Origin of the sequence: Acinetobacter sp. UBA3461, assembly GCF_002381195.1 — a bacterium.
Lineage (GTDB): Bacteria > Pseudomonadota > Gammaproteobacteria > Pseudomonadales > Moraxellaceae > Acinetobacter > Acinetobacter schindleri.
On the sequence record NZ_DFRO01000037.1, the window covers coordinates 69,083 to 85,451 of the forward strand.

General features: G+C 44.4%; 21 protein-coding genes and 2 pseudogenes. 15 read left to right on the forward strand and 8 right to left on the reverse strand.

All coding sequences use genetic code 11. The features are described from left to right. Positions 1-227: 227 nt before the first annotated feature. On the forward strand, positions 228-1,100 hold the full coding sequence (locus B3D47_RS10420; protein ID WP_004809832.1) for an acyl-CoA thioesterase: 873 nt from the start codon (positions 228-230) through the stop codon (positions 1,098-1,100). Positions 1,101-1,158: 58 nt separating this feature from the next. Here B3D47_RS10420 and B3D47_RS10425 read toward each other — a convergent pair whose 3' ends face one another. Further along, positions 1,159-1,287 (reverse strand): hypothetical protein, encoded by a 129-nt coding sequence (locus B3D47_RS10425; RefSeq protein ID WP_005223361.1) that lies wholly within the window; start codon positions 1,285-1,287, stop codon positions 1,159-1,161. A gap of 199 nt (positions 1,288-1,486) precedes the next feature. Here B3D47_RS10425 and B3D47_RS10430 point away from each other — a divergent pair, with 199 nt between their 5' ends. Continuing rightward, a complete protein-coding gene (locus B3D47_RS10430; RefSeq protein ID WP_286861915.1) occupies positions 1,487-2,737 on the forward strand; it encodes a dicarboxylate/amino acid:cation symporter in 1,251 nt (416 codons plus the stop codon). Here B3D47_RS10430 and B3D47_RS10435 read toward each other — a convergent pair. The 7 genes and pseudogenes from B3D47_RS10435 to B3D47_RS10465 form a co-directional block, all read right to left on the reverse strand. Further along, positions 2,719-3,138, reverse strand: a complete 420-nt coding sequence (locus B3D47_RS10435) for a VOC family protein (protein ID WP_278364761.1) — start codon at positions 3,136-3,138, stop codon at positions 2,719-2,721. The two genes, B3D47_RS10430 and B3D47_RS10435, sit on opposite strands and share 19 nt — an antisense overlap. 97 nt (positions 3,139-3,235) lie before the next feature. Next, positions 3,236-4,180 (reverse strand): metal-dependent hydrolase, encoded by a 945-nt coding sequence (locus tag B3D47_RS10440; protein WP_286861918.1) that lies wholly within the window; start codon positions 4,178-4,180, stop codon positions 3,236-3,238. Between the two features lie 248 nt (positions 4,181-4,428). Further along, positions 4,429-5,205: pseudogene (yihA, locus tag B3D47_RS10445) on the reverse strand (ribosome biogenesis GTP-binding protein YihA/YsxC); the annotation flags it as partial. 99 nt (positions 5,206-5,304) lie between these two features. Then, positions 5,305-5,745, reverse strand: a complete 441-nt coding sequence (locus B3D47_RS10450; protein ID WP_026056807.1) for an RrF2 family transcriptional regulator — start codon at positions 5,743-5,745, stop codon at positions 5,305-5,307. A gap of 85 nt (positions 5,746-5,830) precedes the next feature. Continuing rightward, positions 5,831-7,039 carry an NO-inducible flavohemoprotein gene (hmpA, locus tag B3D47_RS10455; RefSeq protein ID WP_286861922.1) on the reverse strand — a complete coding sequence of 403 codons (1,209 nt, stop codon included), beginning with the start codon at positions 7,037-7,039 and terminating at the stop codon, positions 5,831-5,833. Positions 7,040-7,191: 152 nt separating this feature from the next. Further along, positions 7,192-8,709, reverse strand: a complete 1,518-nt coding sequence (locus B3D47_RS10460; RefSeq protein ID WP_286861924.1) for a helicase HerA-like domain-containing protein — start codon at positions 8,707-8,709, stop codon at positions 7,192-7,194. A 19-nt stretch (positions 8,710-8,728) separates the two neighbouring features. Further along, on the reverse strand, positions 8,729-9,931 hold the full coding sequence (locus tag B3D47_RS10465; protein WP_048881821.1) for a PLP-dependent transferase: 1,203 nt from the start codon (positions 9,929-9,931) through the stop codon (positions 8,729-8,731). 162 nt (positions 9,932-10,093) lie between these two features. On the opposite strand from B3D47_RS10465, the gene B3D47_RS10470 reads away from it, so the two are divergent. The 13 genes and pseudogenes from B3D47_RS10470 to B3D47_RS10530 all read left to right on the forward strand — a co-directional run. Then, positions 10,094-10,828 carry a type 1 glutamine amidotransferase gene (locus B3D47_RS10470; protein WP_071319855.1) on the forward strand — a complete coding sequence of 245 codons (735 nt, stop codon included), beginning with the start codon at positions 10,094-10,096 and terminating at the stop codon, positions 10,826-10,828. A 274-nt stretch (positions 10,829-11,102) separates the two neighbouring features. After that, on the forward strand, positions 11,103-11,414 hold the full coding sequence (gene rpsJ, locus B3D47_RS10475; RefSeq protein WP_000070912.1) for a 30S ribosomal protein S10: 312 nt from the start codon (positions 11,103-11,105) through the stop codon (positions 11,412-11,414). A gap of 60 nt (positions 11,415-11,474) precedes the next feature. Then, positions 11,475-12,113: a 50S ribosomal protein L3 gene (gene rplC / locus B3D47_RS10480; RefSeq protein ID WP_004809812.1), complete on the forward strand. Its 639-nt coding sequence runs from the start codon at positions 11,475-11,477 to the stop codon at positions 12,111-12,113. Between the two features lie 11 nt (positions 12,114-12,124). Further along, positions 12,125-12,727, forward strand: a complete 603-nt coding sequence (rplD, locus tag B3D47_RS10485; RefSeq protein ID WP_004786925.1) for a 50S ribosomal protein L4 — start codon at positions 12,125-12,127, stop codon at positions 12,725-12,727. Next, a complete protein-coding gene (gene rplW / locus B3D47_RS10490) occupies positions 12,724-13,044 on the forward strand; it encodes a 50S ribosomal protein L23 (protein ID WP_286861927.1) in 321 nt (106 codons plus the stop codon). Before rplD ends, rplW begins: the two co-directional genes overlap by 4 nt. Positions 13,045-13,055: 11 nt before the next feature. Further along, positions 13,056-13,880, forward strand: coding sequence for a 50S ribosomal protein L2 (gene rplB / locus B3D47_RS10495; RefSeq protein ID WP_004809807.1), 825 nt, complete (start codon positions 13,056-13,058; stop codon positions 13,878-13,880). 19 nt (positions 13,881-13,899) lie between these two features. Then, the gene (gene rpsS / locus B3D47_RS10500) at positions 13,900-14,175 is read left to right on the forward strand and encodes a 30S ribosomal protein S19 (RefSeq protein ID WP_004673001.1); all 276 of its coding nucleotides are present in this window, start codon (positions 13,900-13,902) and stop codon (positions 14,173-14,175) included. 11 nt (positions 14,176-14,186) lie between these two features. Continuing rightward, entirely contained in the window at positions 14,187-14,516 is a 330-nt protein-coding gene (rplV, locus tag B3D47_RS10505; protein ID WP_001982638.1) for a 50S ribosomal protein L22, read from the forward strand. Position 14,517: 1 nt separating this feature from the next. Beyond that, a pseudogene (rpsC, locus tag B3D47_RS10510) lies at positions 14,518-15,295 on the forward strand (30S ribosomal protein S3). Beyond that, a complete protein-coding gene (gene rplP, locus B3D47_RS10515) occupies positions 15,274-15,687 on the forward strand; it encodes a 50S ribosomal protein L16 (protein WP_004809805.1) in 414 nt (137 codons plus the stop codon). The pseudogene rpsC and the gene rplP overlap by 22 nt, the downstream one beginning before the upstream one ends. Next, the gene (gene rpmC, locus B3D47_RS10520) at positions 15,687-15,884 is read left to right on the forward strand and encodes a 50S ribosomal protein L29 (protein WP_004786915.1); all 198 of its coding nucleotides are present in this window, start codon (positions 15,687-15,689) and stop codon (positions 15,882-15,884) included. The genes rplP and rpmC overlap by 1 nt, the downstream gene beginning before the upstream one ends. Further along, on the forward strand, positions 15,881-16,138 hold the full coding sequence (rpsQ, locus tag B3D47_RS10525) for a 30S ribosomal protein S17 (RefSeq protein WP_004809803.1): 258 nt from the start codon (positions 15,881-15,883) through the stop codon (positions 16,136-16,138). Before rpmC ends, rpsQ begins: the two co-directional genes overlap by 4 nt. A 91-nt stretch (positions 16,139-16,229) precedes the next feature. Next, a partial coding sequence (locus B3D47_RS10530) for an uL14 family ribosomal protein (protein ID WP_286861931.1) occupies positions 16,230-16,369 on the forward strand: 140 nt, incomplete at its 3' end.

The window sequence follows — 16,369 nt, forward strand, 5'->3', positions numbered from 1 at the left end:
TAGATTGTATTTGAAAACAATATGTCATTTTCTAACAAATTCTACAAAAGTTCTTTGATTTTAACGTGAAAAAACGTTTTTTTTATCGGAACATCTACAAAGTGAATGACAGGTCAGTCAGTCAATCTCTAGGGATTTACTCAGAATTTATGGCAGAATATTACCAGAAATGAAGCACATTGTTATTTTTCCAATATTGGATATCCCGAACATCGTATAGGTTGCCTATGAATGTCTTAACACAAGAACTGGTTGAATTGCTTAGCCTGGAAAAGCTGGAAGAGAATATTTTCCGTGGAATTAGCCGTAACCTGGTAGGCAAGCGCGTATTCGGTGGGCAGGTATTAGGACAGGCTTTGCGTGCTGCATCGTATACGACTGATCGTCCCGCACATTCATTGCATGCCTATTTCCTGTTTGGAGGAGATGTCAATGCACCGATTATCTATGAAGTAGATCGTATCCGTGATGGCAAGAGTTTTGCCAGTCGTCAGGTGCGTGCGATTCAGCATGGCCGTACTATCTTTATGTGTATGGTGTCTTTTGCCGAACCAGAAGAAGGCTTGAACTATCAGATTTCTGAACCAGAATATCCCTCAGTCGACAGCCTGAAAAATGAGGCAGAACTGAAGCATCAGATTGTTGAATTTGTACCGGAAAATGTCCGTGCTTCATTTATGCGTGATCGCCATGTAGAAATTCGTCCTGTGATGCCGGTGAATCCATTCCAGCCGCAACCGGAAGCGCCAAATTATGCGCACTATATCCGTACCCATGGCCAAGTCGCTCCGGAAGTAGATGAAGTTTCTCTGCATCAGGCGATTGCTGCCTTCTACTCAGACTTTACCTTGATGACGACAGCATTGCGTCCACATGGTCTGAGCTATATTTCACCAAACTTGCAATGTGCCAGTATCGACCATGCCATGTATTTCCATAAGCCATTCCGGGCCGATGAATGGATGCTTTATGATATGGATGCGACAGTGAGTGCCAGCTCACGTGGTCTGAACTTCGGTCGTATGTGGCAGAATGGAGAACTGGTCTGTAGTACAACCCAGGAAGGTCTGATCCGTCTGCGAGAAATTGAAACCCAGTAAGATTTAAAATAAAAAAGCCGGATTAGAGTTCCGGCTTTTTTATGGGTGTGATTTGAATTTAGTGGCAATGTGGCACATCATTGCTTGAATGCTTATGGCAGCCTTGCTGTTCTTTACCGCCCGAAGAGTGTGCAAAAACCTGCCCGATGCTGCAAATGAGTGCAACAGCAATGATCATTTTTTTCATGAACGTGTATTTCCTTTGTATAAAACCAGCTTATTGCACTGATTAAGCACATCGCGTGCCAAAATTCGGTACATCACCATATGGATTAAATGAATAATAAAAGGTATTTTGCTGCAAAGCGTTTATAAAATTTTACTCGATTATCCGAAACTTGCATGGCATAGTGCCGGATAAGTTCAATATTAAAATGTCCATGAAGATGAGCTTAAATACGCAAATTCTAGTTGCCGCAGTATTGGGTGTCGTGTTTGGTTTTTTATTAAATCTTTTCCCACAAACCACGTTTGAAGAGCTCAGCCTGTATGGTCTGGGTATCATGAGCAGCATCTTTATTGGTTTGCTAAAAATGTTGCTGGTTCCACTGATCTTTAGCTCGATTGTGGTTGGAGTATCGAATCTGCAAGCTGGTGGTCAGCTGAGCCGAACCTGGAAAATTACCTTGGCATGCTGTGTCACCACGACCACCCTGGCTTTAATCTTGGGATTGGCTTGTGCCCATCTGTTTGATGTGGGCAAGGGTGTCGATGTAGTAATGTTCCAGGATGCCATGGCTCAGCATAAAACTCCGGATACCTTAACGCCGTCTTCATTCTTTACCAACTTTATTCAGAATACCCTGATCAATCCGTTTAAGGCCTTTGCCGATGGTAATGTGCTGGCAGTGGTGGTCTTTGCACTCTTTGTCGGTGTGGCACTGGTGGCAGGAGGAGACAAGTTCCGGACGGTACGTAAGCTCAGTATGCAGTTCTTTGACATCATGATGCTGATGATTGGTTGGGTCATGAAACTGGCGCCATTCGGGATTTTTGCGCTACTGGCCAAGCTGATTGCCACTGAAGATATTTCGGTACTGAGCCGTCTGGCAGAGTTTGCTGCGGTAGTAACAGGCACCACCATTTTCCACGGTCTGGTAGTTCTACCATTATTGTTGTGGATCTTCGGGAAAATGAACCCGATTACCTTTTTCAAAGGCACTCGCGCAGCCTTGATTACCGCTTTTGCAACCAGTTCCAGTTCTGCAACCATGCCATTATCCATGAAATGTGCCCAGGAAAATCTGGGAGTACGTCCACATACGGCAGGCTTTGTCATTCCGCTTGGGACTCAGCTAAACATGGATGGTACGGCACTGTATGAAGCCGCAGCAGCTTTGTTTATTGCCAACCTCATGGGACTTGATCTGACGTTGGGGCAGCAATTGGTCGTGTGTGCCACAGCAATGATTGCATCTTTAGGCGCACCGGGTATTCCAAGTGCCGGAATGGTGACTATGATCATGGTACTGCAATCAGTGGGTCTACCTGCAGAAGCCATTGCGATCCTGTTGCCGATTGACCGACTGCTCGATACGGTCAGGACTGTGGTGAATGTGCAGGGTGATATGATGATCAGTGTCGTGGTTGACCGACATACCCGTGAACCGCAGCTGGATCATTCCATCTCTAGTTGAGGATTGAAAACCACCTCCCACAGATGTCCATCTAGATCCTGAAAATAGCCTGCATAGCCGCCATAAAATGTGGCCTGTGCAGCTTTCACAATCTTGGCTCCAGCTTTTTCAGCCTGAGTCATGACCTGATCGACATCTAATGGGCTATAGACATTGTGTCCCAAGGTCATTTGCGTGGGACACATCAGGCTCGGTTCGAGTCCGGTATCATGCTGGATGCTGCTTTGCGGCCATAAAGCCAGTTTTAATCCAGCCTGTAGTTCAATAAATGCGACTGCGCCATATTCAAATTCTTTGCCAACAATGCCTTTACTGGGAAAGCCCAGCCCATCACAATAAAAGCGTAGTGCAGCCTCCAGGTCGCGAACACCGAGTGTAATCACTGAAATCCGTGCTTGCATGAGCTCATCCTTATGGTCATGTCTATAGCTTTATCTTAGGTCAAATAAAAAGCAGGGAAATGATCCCTGCTGTTAGAAATTGTAATAAGAGGAGAGCTTAGGCGACTTTTAAACCTGCCCGTTTGGCCGCAGGGGAGTGCTCAAGATAATACAGGGCATCATCGGTACTGCCTTCATGCACCGGATCATACCATGGCATCAGATAGCCGAGTTGCTGAGAAACCAGCCATAGGGGATTCGGTAACAAACGATTGTCCTGCTGTGAAATACGGAACCATTCTTTCCAGATCCAAGGTTTATACACCGCTGGTTTCAGCTGCTTAAAACGAGGGTCTTGTGCCAACAAGCGTGCTGCACCGTCGACCCACAGACCAATTACTCCAATAATCACCACCACACTTAAATAGTAGCGGGCGATATAACCGCCACCGAGATGACGATATAAGTCAAATGCTACACTGCGATGCTCAATTTCTTCTGCGCCATGCCATTTCACCAGATCTAGCATATTCGCGTCAGCACCAAGCCGTTCCCACTCGGTGTTATAGAGCGCATATTTTCCAAGGACACAGGTCATATGCTCTACAGTTGCGACGACACCAAGCCGGAACAGATCCCATTGATGTTCTGCGATTTTAGGAATTTTCAGACCAAGCGGCTGATCGGCCAGCAATTGATTGAACAGGAAATCCATAATGTCCAGATTACGCTGGATATCAATCTGGCGTTCAGATAGATACTCTTTATTGGCCGAATTATGTGCCTGAGCATGCATGGCTTCCTGACGGATAAAAGCCTGTACATCATGCTTTAATTTTTCGTCGGTGATCTGAGCGAGAACCTTGTTATACAAGCGGCAGAGCCAGAATTCACCGGCCGGCAGAATATTATTAATTTCATTCACAAAGTAACTGGCGAAAGGCTGATTTGGAATCCAGTCAATCGGGGTAGCCTGCCATTCAAACTTAACTTTGCGTGGTTGGATAAAATAGGAAATTGAAGAGCCAATTTTTGTTGTTTTGAATCGTGAGAGTAGAGACATGGGTGGATCCATCACTGCTTGATCAATACAGTATGAAAAAAATGCCCCGAATCGCTGCAGGCAATACGGGACATTATTTTGTCACTTGGATCACATCGGACTTATTTTAGCTGTTCTTGTTCGACAATCTCTGTTTGATCAGCTTCAACCGGCTCATCCAGATTATTTAATTCACTCGCAGTAATTTCATGATCTGGGTCTGAGTCAGTTTCATCTTCTAGCTCAACAGATTCAATCGGTTCATCAGCTTCGTTTAAATCATGGATTGATGCTTCAGGAATACTATCCAGATCAAATTCCGTTGGTTGATCCAAGGTAAAGTTCAGACGACCGGCCATCACACTTGCCAGTTCTTCCAGACCTTCTTTATTTAAAGAGGAAAATAATTGAATCGAGAAGTTCAGCTTCATTTTATTTAATGTTGCTTTGACTTCCTGCAAGGCTTTGGACGCAGGACCACGATTCAGCTTGTCTGATTTGGTCAACAAGACATGCACGAACAGGTGACGTGAATAGGCCCATTCCAGCATCATCACATCAAAGTGTTGTAGTGGATGACGGATATCCATCAACAGCACCAGACCTTGCAAGCTCTTACGGTGAATCAGGTAATTTTCTAGTTCTTTCTGCCAGACCAGTTTCATTTTTTCAGGTACAGCTGCATAACCATAACCGGGTAAGTCGACCAGACGCTGGTCTGGATTGCCGAGGCTGAAGAAGTTAATCATCTGGGTACGGCCTGGTCTTTTCGAAGCACGTGCCAATTGTTTCTGATTGGTCAGCGCATTGATGGCACTGGATTTACCCGCATTGGAGCGACCGGCGAATGCAACTTCATAACCTGTATCTTCAACACACAGGTTAAGTTTGGGTGCACTCATTAAAAATTCAGCTTTGCGCAGCCAATTGAGCGAGCGCACAGAGTATTCAGTAATCGCAGGATCGACTTTTTTGGTATAGCTAATCTTTTGCTTTGGGGCAGCAGCTGCCTTACTGTTTTTCGATTTTCCTCTGCTGTGGTGCATGGCTCAACTTCAAACTTAAATTTACAAGCAGCTATTATAAAGGAAGTCGCTTGGGCAAGCGAACTTTCAATGCAAGACTTGGTAAGCAGAAAGTGAAAACTAAAGATTGATCAGGCCGATTGGTGACTGGATGCTGTAATGACCTTGCAGTGGTGTTACCACTTCACTGAGCGTATATTGATCCAGGCTGGCATAAAACTGCTCTACGGCATCATCTAAAATGCCTTTTAAACCACAATTTTTACGCAGCACACAGGGTGGGGTATTGCATTCTACCACTTGGCTATCCTGTTGCAGGATACGCACGATTTGACCCAATGGTATTTTTAAGGTGAGCGGATTCATGCGAATGCCGCCGCCTCGCCCACGAGTAGTGATGAGCCAGTCCTGCTTTGCCATAAAATGTACGATTTTCATGGCATGGTTCTCTGACACCTGCAGCTCATTCGCGAGTTCCGCAATGGTATACGGCATTTCTTTCGGCTGAGCGATGTACATGAGAATCCGTAAGGCGTAATCGGTAAATTTATTTAACTGCATTATAAATCTAGAGTTTTTATACAAAGCAGGGCTAGTCTAACACAGCCAGACTAGCCCTTGCTTGATTTCAGTTTAAGCTGACTGCTTAGTGGCGAACGCCACCAGTACCAAAGGCTTCACTGTGAATATTCTCAGCAGGAATGCCTCGTGCAACCAGCGCTTTGTGTTGTTCTGCCATAAATGGCATTGGGCCACATAGATAGTAATCAGCATTTTCTGGTAATAAAGCACGATCAACTGTACTCAGATCCAGACGGCCTGCTACATCATAGTCTTCACCCAGTTTGTCACCTTGGTGCGGGAATTCGTAAGCAGTCAGCGTGCTTAAACGTGGATATTTGGCTTTCAAATCATGAATGTGCTGTTTCATGGCATGCACCTGTTTGCTACGGCAGGCATGAATGAAAGTCACAGGCTGTGGCATATCCAGAGTTACCAACTGATTTAGCATGGCTACCATTGGAGTCAGACCTACACCCCCACTGATGAATACATTACGTTTGTTTGGATCAATCAAGTAGAAATTACCTGTTGGTGCAGACACTTCAATTTCTGAGCCTTCTGCCAAGCTATGTAAAGTATTAGATACCCAGCCTGGAACCAAATCACCTTTTTGATCTTCACGCTTCACTGAAATACGCAGGTATTCATCTTGAGGACAAGTTGAAAGCGTATATTGACGTGGTTGTCTCAAATTCAGTTCAGGCACAAACACACGTACAGAAATATACTGACCTGCTTCATACTTCGGTAATGGTCCGCCGTCGACTGGTGCCAGGTAGAACGAAGTGATCTCTTCACTTTCTACTACTTTCTTGGCAATCTTGAAATTGCGCCAGCCTAACCAGCTACCTTTAGTCTGTTCATGTTGATCATAAATCGCTTTTTCAGTCGCAATGAACAGGTCTGCTAATTGTCCATATGCAGTAGCCCACGCATCAATCAGTGGATCATCCATAGAAATATTGAGTACCTCACTGATTGAATGCAGCAGGTTTTCCCCAACAATACTGTAATCAGGTGCTTTAATATTTAAACTGACATGTTTGTGCGCAATAAGTTCAACCACAGGTAACAGCACAGAGGGATCTTCGATATTTTCAGCATATGCTAAAACTGCACCTGCCAAGGCTTGTGCCTGAGCACCGCTACGCTGGTGCCCCATATTGAAGGTCTCTTTTAGATCAGGGTTATTGTTTAACATGCGGTTGTAAAAATAACCGGTTAAAGCAACCCCATTTTCACGAAGCACAGGTACTGTAGCTTTTACTAGGTCAATTTGCTGTGGAGTCATAGCAGATCTCTCATGGCTGTTATTTATAAGATGTATTTAAAATACATCTTTAAAGATATATTCACAATACATCTTTAAGTAAAAACCATGAAAAAATTATGGGATATTAAAATATCCCATAAAAATAAAGAAAATAATCGGAGAAAGAAGGGTTATCTCTTACCAAATAATGACCCTAATAAACCACGGACAATTTTCTGGCCGGTAGTGCTACCCAAAGTGCGTGCGGCACTTTTGGCAAAGGTACCCACAATATCCTGTGTGAGTTTTTCACGTTGCTTGACTGCACGTTCAGCTTCTTTTTGCTGTTCACGTGCCAAACGTTCCTGTTCCTTGGCTTGCTGCTTGGCAAGTTCCGCGGCTTGAATCTGCTGCTGACGTTCCAGTACTTTTTGCTGCAGCATCTCATGTGCACTGTCACGGTCAACTTCCTGCTCATAAATACCAGCGACAATGCTTTGTTGCATCAGTGCCTTACGTTCTTCTAGTGTAATTGAGCTAAAAGAAGAATGTGGGGGCATGATCCAGCCACGTTCCACAATCTGTGGAGTCCCTTTTTCATCCAGACAGCTAATCAGTGCTTCACCGACAGCCAGTTCGGTAATGGCATCCTGAACTTTAAATTCTGGATTAGCTCGAAAAGTATCTGCCGCCGTTTTTACCGCTTTTTGGTCTTTAGGGGTAAAAGCACGTAAAGCATGTTGTACACGGTTGCCGAGTTGACCTAAAACGCTTTCGGGTAAATCGAGTGGATTCTGGGTGACAAAGTAAATCCCTACACCTTTAGAACGAATCAAACGCACCACCTGTTCAATCTTTTCTTGCAGGGCAAGGCTAGTATTATCAAACAACAAATGGGCTTCATCAAAGAAAAACACCAGTTTAGGTTTATCTAGGTCACCGACTTCCGGTAACTGTTCAAACAGCTCCGAAAGCATCCATAGCAGGAAGGTGGCATATAGCTTGGGTGTATTCATCAGCTTATCAGCAGCAAGCAAGTTGATATTGCCATGACCTTGACTGTCGGTTTGTAAAAAATCCATCAGATCCAGTGCTGGTTCACCAAAGAATTGCTCACCGCCTTGATCAGCCAAGGCAAGCAGATTGCGTTGAATCGCACCAAGGCTCGCAGGTGAAAGATTTCCATAGTCGGCCTTACATTCGGCAACATGCTCAGTAACATAACTGATCATGGCCTTTAAATCTTTAAAGTCGATCAGTAATAGTCCCTGATCATCAGCAATACGGAAAATGGCGGAGAGCACCCCTTCCTGAGTGTCGTTCAGATTCAAAATACGGGCAAGAAGGAGGGGGCCAATCTCGGAAATGGTAGTGCGAATCGGATGGCCTTGCTCGCCAAATAAATCCCAGAATACCACAGGCGACGCTGAAAAAGGGATGGACTCGATATTCAGGCTTTTAATGCGTTCATCAAATTTGGGATTGTTTTCCCCGGCTTTCGCCAAGCTGGAAACATCACCCTTGGCATCGGCCAAAAATACCGGTACACCAATTCGGGAAAAACTTTCTGCCAGTACCTTTAATGTTACGGTCTTACCGGTACCGGTTGCACCGGCAATCAGACCATGGCGGTTGGCAAGCTGAGAATGCAGCACGATATCCTGTGTAGTATCGGCGGTTTTTTTAGCGATTACGATTGGTGTACCCATATAATTTCCTATTTGTTATTTATTCATTTTTAACTTTTTTCATGTTTTGTAGTGCGTGTTGAATGTCTTCAATCAGATCTTCCGGATGTTCTAATCCAATACAGAAGCGCACCAGGAAGCCTTCTTTCAAATGTGAATGTTCAAGCACACGCATATCTTTTAAGTTATATAGCATGACCAAGCTAACAGGACCACCCCAGCTAAAACCAAGCTTAAATAGTTTTAAGTTGTCACAAAAATTGCGGATATCTTGCAGTTCATATTTACTGTCAAAAATTACACTGACCAGGCCGGCACTATGACCTTCCTTGCAAATTTCTTTCCAATATTGATGACCTGCGCTATGCGGATCGGCTGGATGCAGTACCTGCACAAACTCCGCTTGCTGTTTTAACCAGGTGAGAATGTTGAGTGCACTACTGGATTGATGTGCATAACGCAGCTGCATGGAAGCAAGACTACGTTGCACCTGAGCAACGTCATCACCTGAGACAGCAATGCCTTGAATGGCATGTGCGCGGAACAATTGGTGATGCAGTTCTTTATCACGCGTGACCACTGAACCCATCAGAATGTCACCACCACCGCTTGGATATTTGGTCAGCGCATGTACGGATAAATCTACACTTAGGTGTTCATCACCAAAATCAAAGGCATTAAAGGCCAGACCCGCGCCCCAGGTATTGTCCAGTGCAGTCAGAATATTGTGTGCTTGAGCTTTCTTCACGAGGCCATTTAAATCCGGAAATTCCAGTGTGACTGAGCCCGCTGCTTCCAGCCAGATCAGTTTGGCTTTATCTGAAGGATTAAAGCTTTCCAGGCATAATGGATTATAAACTTGTACCTGAATGCCATAACGTGTTTCCAGGTTGCGTAGATGCTCCATGTTTGGGCCATAAATATTGTCCGGTACCCAAACTTCCTCTCCCTGACTTAAAAAACAGGAATTCACGAGATTAATCGCAGATAAACCGCTAGGTGCAAGCAGGTGATAGAGCCCACCTTCGAGCTGGGCAATGTTATCGCCTAAGGTAAATGTGGTTGGGGTACCATGTGTGCCATAGCTATAGTCATAATCATCGGTCCAATGGCGATTAAACAGGGCATCGGTATTGTTAAAAATAATGGTTGATGCACGATAGAGGGGAGGTTGAACCGTCGAAATGTACTGAGGGGCCTTTCGTGGTGCATGAATCAGGGCGGTTTGAGGATTTTTTTTCATGCTGCAGCTCATATCTGGAGTCAAAAACAGCTTTAGCTTAAGAGAATCTTTGCTTTAGTGCTACTTGCGTTATCAATTGTTTAAAAACCTCACATAAAATAAAAAGTTGGCTTCATTTTTGCAAAACCTAGCCTATATAGATACAAGAACAGGTTCGAGCGCATGAAGTCGCATTTACGAGTACATTATTTTCAGCATATTGCTGGTGAAGGTTACGGTAGTTGTCATGAATTTTTAAAGCAGCATCAGGCGCAAATTACGGCGACTGAATTTTTTGCTTTACCTGTGGATCGTCCTTTGGAAATAGAAGCGCTACCTGCAGTAGAAGAAGTAGATTTGCTCATTATTATGGGCGGCACCATGAGTGTAAATGATGAAGCAAATTTCCCTTGGTTGAAAATAGAAAAACGCTGGTTACGTCGTTACTTGTCTCAGGGGAAGCCAGCGATTGGTTTGTGTCTAGGTGGACAGCTGATTGCCAATGCCTTGGGGGCAGCAGTCAGTTATAATCCGGAACAGGAACTGGGGTGGATGTCTGTCAGTAAAGTGGCCAATGTGCCAGCAGACTGTTTTAGTTTACCTGAGCAATTCCGGATCATGCAGTGGCATAGCGAGACCTTTGAAATTCCCAAAGGGGCGGTACATCTGGCAGAAAATGAAGCCTGTCGCAACCAGATGTATCAATTGGGCAAAAATGTTCTCGGTTTCCAGTTCCATCCAGAAATAACCCCGGAAACCTTGGCCCTGTTTTTAGAAGATGAAGATGAGTTGCTAAAATTTTCAGGAAAATATGTGCAGCCTGTGCATGAGCTCAGAAAAAGCCCAAAATCTAATTTTATTGAAGGAAATCAAATACTAAATCGCGCAATCGAATATGTGGTAGAGAAATCAGCCTGACGGGTGAAAAACAAACTCTTGATTTAGCAACCAAATTGATTTGCAGACGAAAACTATAAAAGGCATTTGCTTATGCATTAAACAATGGCTATAATAAGCCACCCTTCGATAGGAAGGATGTTAACTGCGAAGAAAGTAGTTAACTATCGTTACAGTCGTGGCATCGATCATGACCTTAGTGATAATTCACTGCTCTTGACACTTACCTCAAAAATTAGTGGGGTGAGATGCGTCAAGAGTGATTCTTTATATATTTGGCTTGGAGTTTACTGGTATGTCTAACCAGAGAATTCGTATCCGTCTTAAGTCTTTTGATCACCGTCTAATTGATCAATCAGCTCAAGAAATCGTAGAAACAGCAAAACGTACTGGCGCACAAGTTTGTGGTCCAATTCCAATGCCTACACGCATTGAACGTTTTAACGTTTTAACATCACCACACGTAAACAAAGACGCGCGTGACCAGTACGAAATCCGTACTTACAAGCGTTTGATCGACATCGTTCAACCTACAGACAAAACTGTAGATGCATTGATGAAGTTAGATCTTGCAGCTGGTGTTGATGTTCAGATCGCATTGGGTTAAGGCTTTCGGGTTAATTAACGCTCTAAGTTAATTAGGCCGCTTTTTTAGAGGTTTATGCACATGGCTATTGGTTTAGTCGGTCGCAAGTGCGGTATGACACGTATCTTTACAGATGCTGGTGTTTCTGTGCCTGTTACAGTGATTGAGGTTGATCCTAACCGCATCACTCAAATCAAAACGCTTGAAACTGATGGTTATCAAGCGATTCAAATCACTACTGGTGAACGTCGCGAATCTCGCGTAACTAACGCTCAGAAAGGTCACTTCGCTAAAGCGGGTGTTGCTGCTGGTCGTCTGGTTCAAGAATTCCGCGTTTCAGAAGCTGAGCTTGAAGGTCGTGAAGTTGGTGGTACGCTTACTGTTGAGTTGTTCCAAGTAGGTCAAATCGTTGACGTAACTGGTACTTCCAAAGGTAAAGGTTTCCAAGGTGGTGTTAAGCGTTGGAACTTCCGTACTCAAGATGCTACTCACGGTAACTCTGTTTCTCACCGTGTTCTAGGTTCTACAGGTCAAAACCAGACTCCTGGTCGCGTGTTCAAAGGCAAAAAAATGGCTGGCCATTTAGGTGCTGAACGCGTAACTACACAGGGTCTTGAAATCGTTGCTATCGACACTGAACGTTCAGTTCTAGTGGTTAAGGGCGCGGTTCCTGGTGCTACTGGTGGCGACGTAACTGTTCGTCCTACGATCAAGGCCTGAGGGGAAATAACGTGAATTTAAATACTGTTTCCGGCTCTGCTGTTGAATTATCAGAAGTTGCGTTCGGTCGTGAATTTAATGAAGCTCTTGTACACCAAGTTGTTACAGCTTACCTAGCTGGTGGTCGTCAAGGTTCTAAAGCTCAAAAATCACGCGCAGACGTTTCTGGCGGTGGTAAAAAACCATTCCGTCAAAAAGGTACTGGCCGCGCTCGTGCTGGTTCTATTCGTAGCCCAATCTGGGTTGGCGGTGGTAAAACTTTTGCTGCTCGTCCACAAGACTGGTCTCAAAAAGTAAACCGTAAAATGTACCGCGGTGCTATGCAATGCATCCTGGCTGAACTTGTTCGTCAAGATCGCTTAGTTTTAGTTGAAGAGTTTGCTGTTGCAGCTCCAAAAACTAAAGAATTGCTTGCAAAACTTAACGACTTAAATGCGACTCGTGCATTGATCGTTACTGATGCTGTTGATGAGAACTTGTATCTAGCTGCTCGTAACCTTCCACACGTAGATGTGGTTGATGCGACTGCAATCGATCCTGTTAGCTTGATCGCGTTCGATAAAGTTGTTATGTCTGTAGCTGCTGCTAAGAAAATTGAGGTAGAACTCGGATGAACAACGAACGTTTATATCAAGTCCTGCAAGGACCTGTTTTCTCAGAAAAAGCACAAGTTTTAGGTGAAACTGCTGGTGTTCAAGTTTTTAAAGTTGCTATTGATGCAACTAAACTTGAAATCAAAAAAGCAGTTGAGCAATTGTTTGGTGTTCAAGTTGTTAAAGTTAACACTACGATCACTAAAGGTAAAACTAAACGCTTTGGTAAAACTATCGGACGTCGTTCTGATGTTAAAAAAGCATACGTCACCCTGAAAGCTGGCCAAGATGTAGAAATGGCTGACTTGGGCGATGCCGCTGAAAGCGCAGCGGAATAAGGACGAAAACTATGCCTATTCAAAAATGTAAGCCAACGTCTCCAGGACGTCGCTTTGTAGAGAAAGTCGTTCACGACCATCTTCACAAAGGTGCTCCTTATGCTCCACTAGTTGAAGCTAAAAAACGTACTGGCGGCCGTAATAACAACGGTCACATTACGACTCGTCACGTTGGTGGCGGTCACAAGCAACACTACCGTATCGTAGACTTCAAACGTAACAAAGACGGCATCCCAGCTGTAGTTGAGCGTATCGAATACGATCCAAACCGTTCTGCGCACATTGCGTTGTTGAAGTATGCTGACGGTGAACGTCGCTACATCATCGCGCCTAAAGGTTTACGCGCTGGTGATTCAGTACAATCTGGTAACGATGCTCCAATTCGTCCAGGTAACTGCTTACCACTTCGTAACATGCCTATCGGTTCTACTCTTCACAACATCGAGCTTAAAATCGGTAAAGGCGCACAGTTAGTACGTTCTGCTGGTACATCTGCTCAATTGTTGGGTCGTGACGGTTCATACGCTATCATCCGTCTTCGTTCAGGTGAGATGCGTAAAGTACACGTTGAATGTCGCGCTGTGTTAGGTGAAGTATCTAACTCAGAAAGCAACCTTCGTTCATTGGGTAAAGCTGGTGCAGCGCGCTGGCGTGGCGTTCGTCCTACCGTTCGTGGTATGGCGATGAACCCGGTAGATCACCCGCACGGTGGTGGTGAAGGTCGTAGCAAAGGTATTCAACCTGTAAGCCCATGGGGTCAAAAAGCTAAAGGGTACAAGACACGTACCAACAAGCGTACGACTAAGATGATTATTCGCGACCGTCGCGTTAAGTAACAAGTAAAGGAATCTGACAATGCCTCGTTCTCTGAAAAAAGGCCCATTCGTCGATGCGCACTTGTTCGCTAAGGTTGAAGCGGCTATCGCGGCTAATAACCGTAAGCCGATCAAAACTTGGTCGCGTCGTTCGATGATCCTCCCGGATTTTGTTGGTTTAACAATTTCTGTACACAATGGCCGTAACCATGTTCCAGTGATCATCTCTGAACATATGGTTGGACACAAGCTTGGTGAATTTGCACCGACTCGTACCTACCGTGGTCACGGTGTTGACAAGAAATCTAAACGTTAATAGGTGCTATGATGGAAGTAACTGCTAAATTACGCGGTGCCGCTATCTCGGCACAAAAAGCTCGTTTGGTTGCAGATCTTATCCGCGGCAAATCTGTTGCGCACGCACTTAACATTTTGAACTTCAGCAACAAAAAAGCTGCAGTCCTAGTTAAGAAAGCGTTAGAGTCTGCAATTGCAAACGCTGAACACAATAACAGTTTAGATGTAGACGACCTTAAAGTTTCTACGATCTACGTTGATGAAGGCATGAGCCTGAAACGTATTATGCCACGTGCTAAAGGCCGTGCAGATCGTATTACTAAGCGTACTTGTCACATTACCGTTAAGGTAGGGGTTTGATATGGGTCAGAAGGTTCATCCAATCGGTATCCGCCTAGGTGTTGTGAAACGTCATAACGCTAACTGGTATGCGAGTCCGAAACAATACGCTGAATACTTGCTTAAAGATTTGCAAGTTCGTGAGTTTTTAACTAAAAAACTTAAGAATGCAATGATCAGCAATATTCTTATCGAACGTCCTACAGGCGCTGCTAAAGTAACTATTAGCACTGCTCGTCCTGGTATCGTTATCGGTAAAAAAGGCGAAGACATTGAGAAATTACAACGCGAATTAACATCTATCATGGGTGTTCCTGCGCAAGTAAGCATCAACGAAATCGATCGTCCAGACTTAGACGCACGTCTTGTTGCTGAAGCTATCGCTTCTCAATTAGAAAAACGTGTAATGTTCCGTCGTGCTATGAAGCGTGCGGTTCAAAACACAATGCGTGCTGGCGCTAAAGGTATCAAAGTTGAAGTTTCAGGCCGTTTAGGTGGTGCTGAGATCGCTCGTACTGAATGGTATCGTGAAGGTCGTGTACCTCTACATACACTTCGTGCAGACATCGACTATGCTACTATGCGTGCTGAAACTACTTACGGTACGATTGGTGTTAAAGTTTGGATCTTCCGTGGTGAGATCTTGGGTGGCATGAAACAAGTCATGAACCCAGCTCCAGCTGAAGAACGTCCAGCTAAACGCGGTCGCGGTCGTGGTGAAGGTCAAGAGCGTCGTGGTCGTCGCAATGATCGTTCTGCTGAAAAAGGAGAATAATCCATGTTGCAACCTAAACGTATGAAATTCCGTAAGGTGCAAAAAGGCCGTAACACTGGTCTTGCACACCGCGGTAGTTCAGTATCTTTCGGTACAATCGCTCTTAAATCAATTGAACGTGGTCAAATGACTGCGCGTCAAATTGAAGCAGCGCGTCGTACTATCAGCCGTCGTATTAAACGTGGTGGTAAGATCTTTATCCGTGTCTTCCCAGACAAACCTATTACTTCTAAACCTCTTGAAGTTCGTATGGGTAAAGGTAAAGGTTCTGTGGAATACTGGGTTTGCCAAATCAAACCAGGTAAAGTCTTGTACGAAATTGATGGTGTTAACGAAGAATTAGCTCGTGAAGCATTTACGCTTGCAGCTGCTAAACTTCCGTTTAAAACCACTATCGTGACTCGGACGGTAATGTAATGAAAACTAAAGATCTACGTGAAAAGTCGGTAGAAGAGTTGACAGCTTTGCTTGATGAGCAACAGCTTAACCAATTCCGTCTTCGTATGGCGAAAGCAACTGGTCAATTGGGTAAATCGCACGAAGTGCAATTAACTCGCAAGACTATTGCTCGTATCAAGACCCTCCTTACCGAAAAACAGGGGAACGGACAATGAGTGAACAAACAGTCCGCACGTTAACAGGCAAAGTAGTAAGCGACAAAATGGACAAGTCTATTGTTGTGCTTATCGAACGTCGTGTTCAACACCCGTTGTATGGCAAATCAATCCGCCGTTCAACAAAATTACATGCTCATGATGAAAACAACACAGCTAAAACTGGTGATGTTGTAACAATCAAAGAAAGCCGCCCAATTTCTAAAACTAAGTCTTGGACTCTAGTTGAAGTTATTGAAGCAGCTGCTGAGTAATTAACGTTCTTGTTGCATCATCGGTCAAATTCGAGTACTCTTTGAGCCTTTCGAATTTGCGACCGGTGATGCTCGGTTTTGGAGTAGGGCAATGATTCAGACCGAAACTATGCTCGACGTAGCAGACAACAGTGGTGCTCGCCGCGTACAATGTATTAAAGTACTTGGTGGTTCACATCGTCGTTATGCTTCTGTTGGCGACATTATTAAAGTTACTGTAAAAGAAGCAAT

What these genes read in the sequence shown, in the direction of transcription:
- rplW (WP_286861927.1), top strand. Translation starts at nt 12,724, where the DNA reads ATGAACAACGAACGTTTATATCAAGTCCTGCAAGGACCTGTTTTCTCA.
- rplC (WP_004809812.1), top strand. Translation starts at nt 11,475, where the DNA reads ATGGCTATTGGTTTAGTCGGTCGCAAGTGCGGTATGACACGTATCTTT.
- B3D47_RS10465 (WP_048881821.1), bottom strand. Translation starts at nt 9,931, where the DNA reads ATGAAAAAAAATCCTCAAACCGCCCTGATTCATGCACCACGAAAGGCC.
- hmpA (WP_286861922.1), bottom strand. Translation starts at nt 7,039, where the DNA reads ATGACTCCACAGCAAATTGACCTAGTAAAAGCTACAGTACCTGTGCTT.
- rplB (WP_004809807.1), top strand. Translation starts at nt 13,056, where the DNA reads ATGCCTATTCAAAAATGTAAGCCAACGTCTCCAGGACGTCGCTTTGTA.
- rplV (WP_001982638.1), top strand. Translation starts at nt 14,187, where the DNA reads ATGGAAGTAACTGCTAAATTACGCGGTGCCGCTATCTCGGCACAAAAA.
- B3D47_RS10440 (WP_286861918.1), bottom strand. Translation starts at nt 4,180, where the DNA reads ATGTCTCTACTCTCACGATTCAAAACAACAAAAATTGGCTCTTCAATT.
- B3D47_RS10470 (WP_071319855.1), top strand. Translation starts at nt 10,094, where the DNA reads ATGAAGTCGCATTTACGAGTACATTATTTTCAGCATATTGCTGGTGAA.
- B3D47_RS10435 (WP_278364761.1), bottom strand. Translation starts at nt 3,138, where the DNA reads ATGCAAGCACGGATTTCAGTGATTACACTCGGTGTTCGCGACCTGGAG.
- rpsJ (WP_000070912.1), top strand. Translation starts at nt 11,103, where the DNA reads ATGTCTAACCAGAGAATTCGTATCCGTCTTAAGTCTTTTGATCACCGT.
- B3D47_RS10430 (WP_286861915.1), top strand. Translation starts at nt 1,487, where the DNA reads ATGAGCTTAAATACGCAAATTCTAGTTGCCGCAGTATTGGGTGTCGTG.
- B3D47_RS10460 (WP_286861924.1), bottom strand. Translation starts at nt 8,709, where the DNA reads ATGGGTACACCAATCGTAATCGCTAAAAAAACCGCCGATACTACACAG.
- B3D47_RS10425 (WP_005223361.1), bottom strand. Translation starts at nt 1,287, where the DNA reads ATGAAAAAAATGATCATTGCTGTTGCACTCATTTGCAGCATCGGGCAG.
- rplP (WP_004809805.1), top strand. Translation starts at nt 15,274, where the DNA reads ATGTTGCAACCTAAACGTATGAAATTCCGTAAGGTGCAAAAAGGCCGT.
- rpmC (WP_004786915.1), top strand. Translation starts at nt 15,687, where the DNA reads ATGAAAACTAAAGATCTACGTGAAAAGTCGGTAGAAGAGTTGACAGCT.
- B3D47_RS10450 (WP_026056807.1), bottom strand. Translation starts at nt 5,745, where the DNA reads ATGCAGTTAAATAAATTTACCGATTACGCCTTACGGATTCTCATGTAC.
- B3D47_RS10420 (WP_004809832.1), top strand. Translation starts at nt 228, where the DNA reads ATGAATGTCTTAACACAAGAACTGGTTGAATTGCTTAGCCTGGAAAAG.
- rpsQ (WP_004809803.1), top strand. Translation starts at nt 15,881, where the DNA reads ATGAGTGAACAAACAGTCCGCACGTTAACAGGCAAAGTAGTAAGCGAC.
- rpsS (WP_004673001.1), top strand. Translation starts at nt 13,900, where the DNA reads ATGCCTCGTTCTCTGAAAAAAGGCCCATTCGTCGATGCGCACTTGTTC.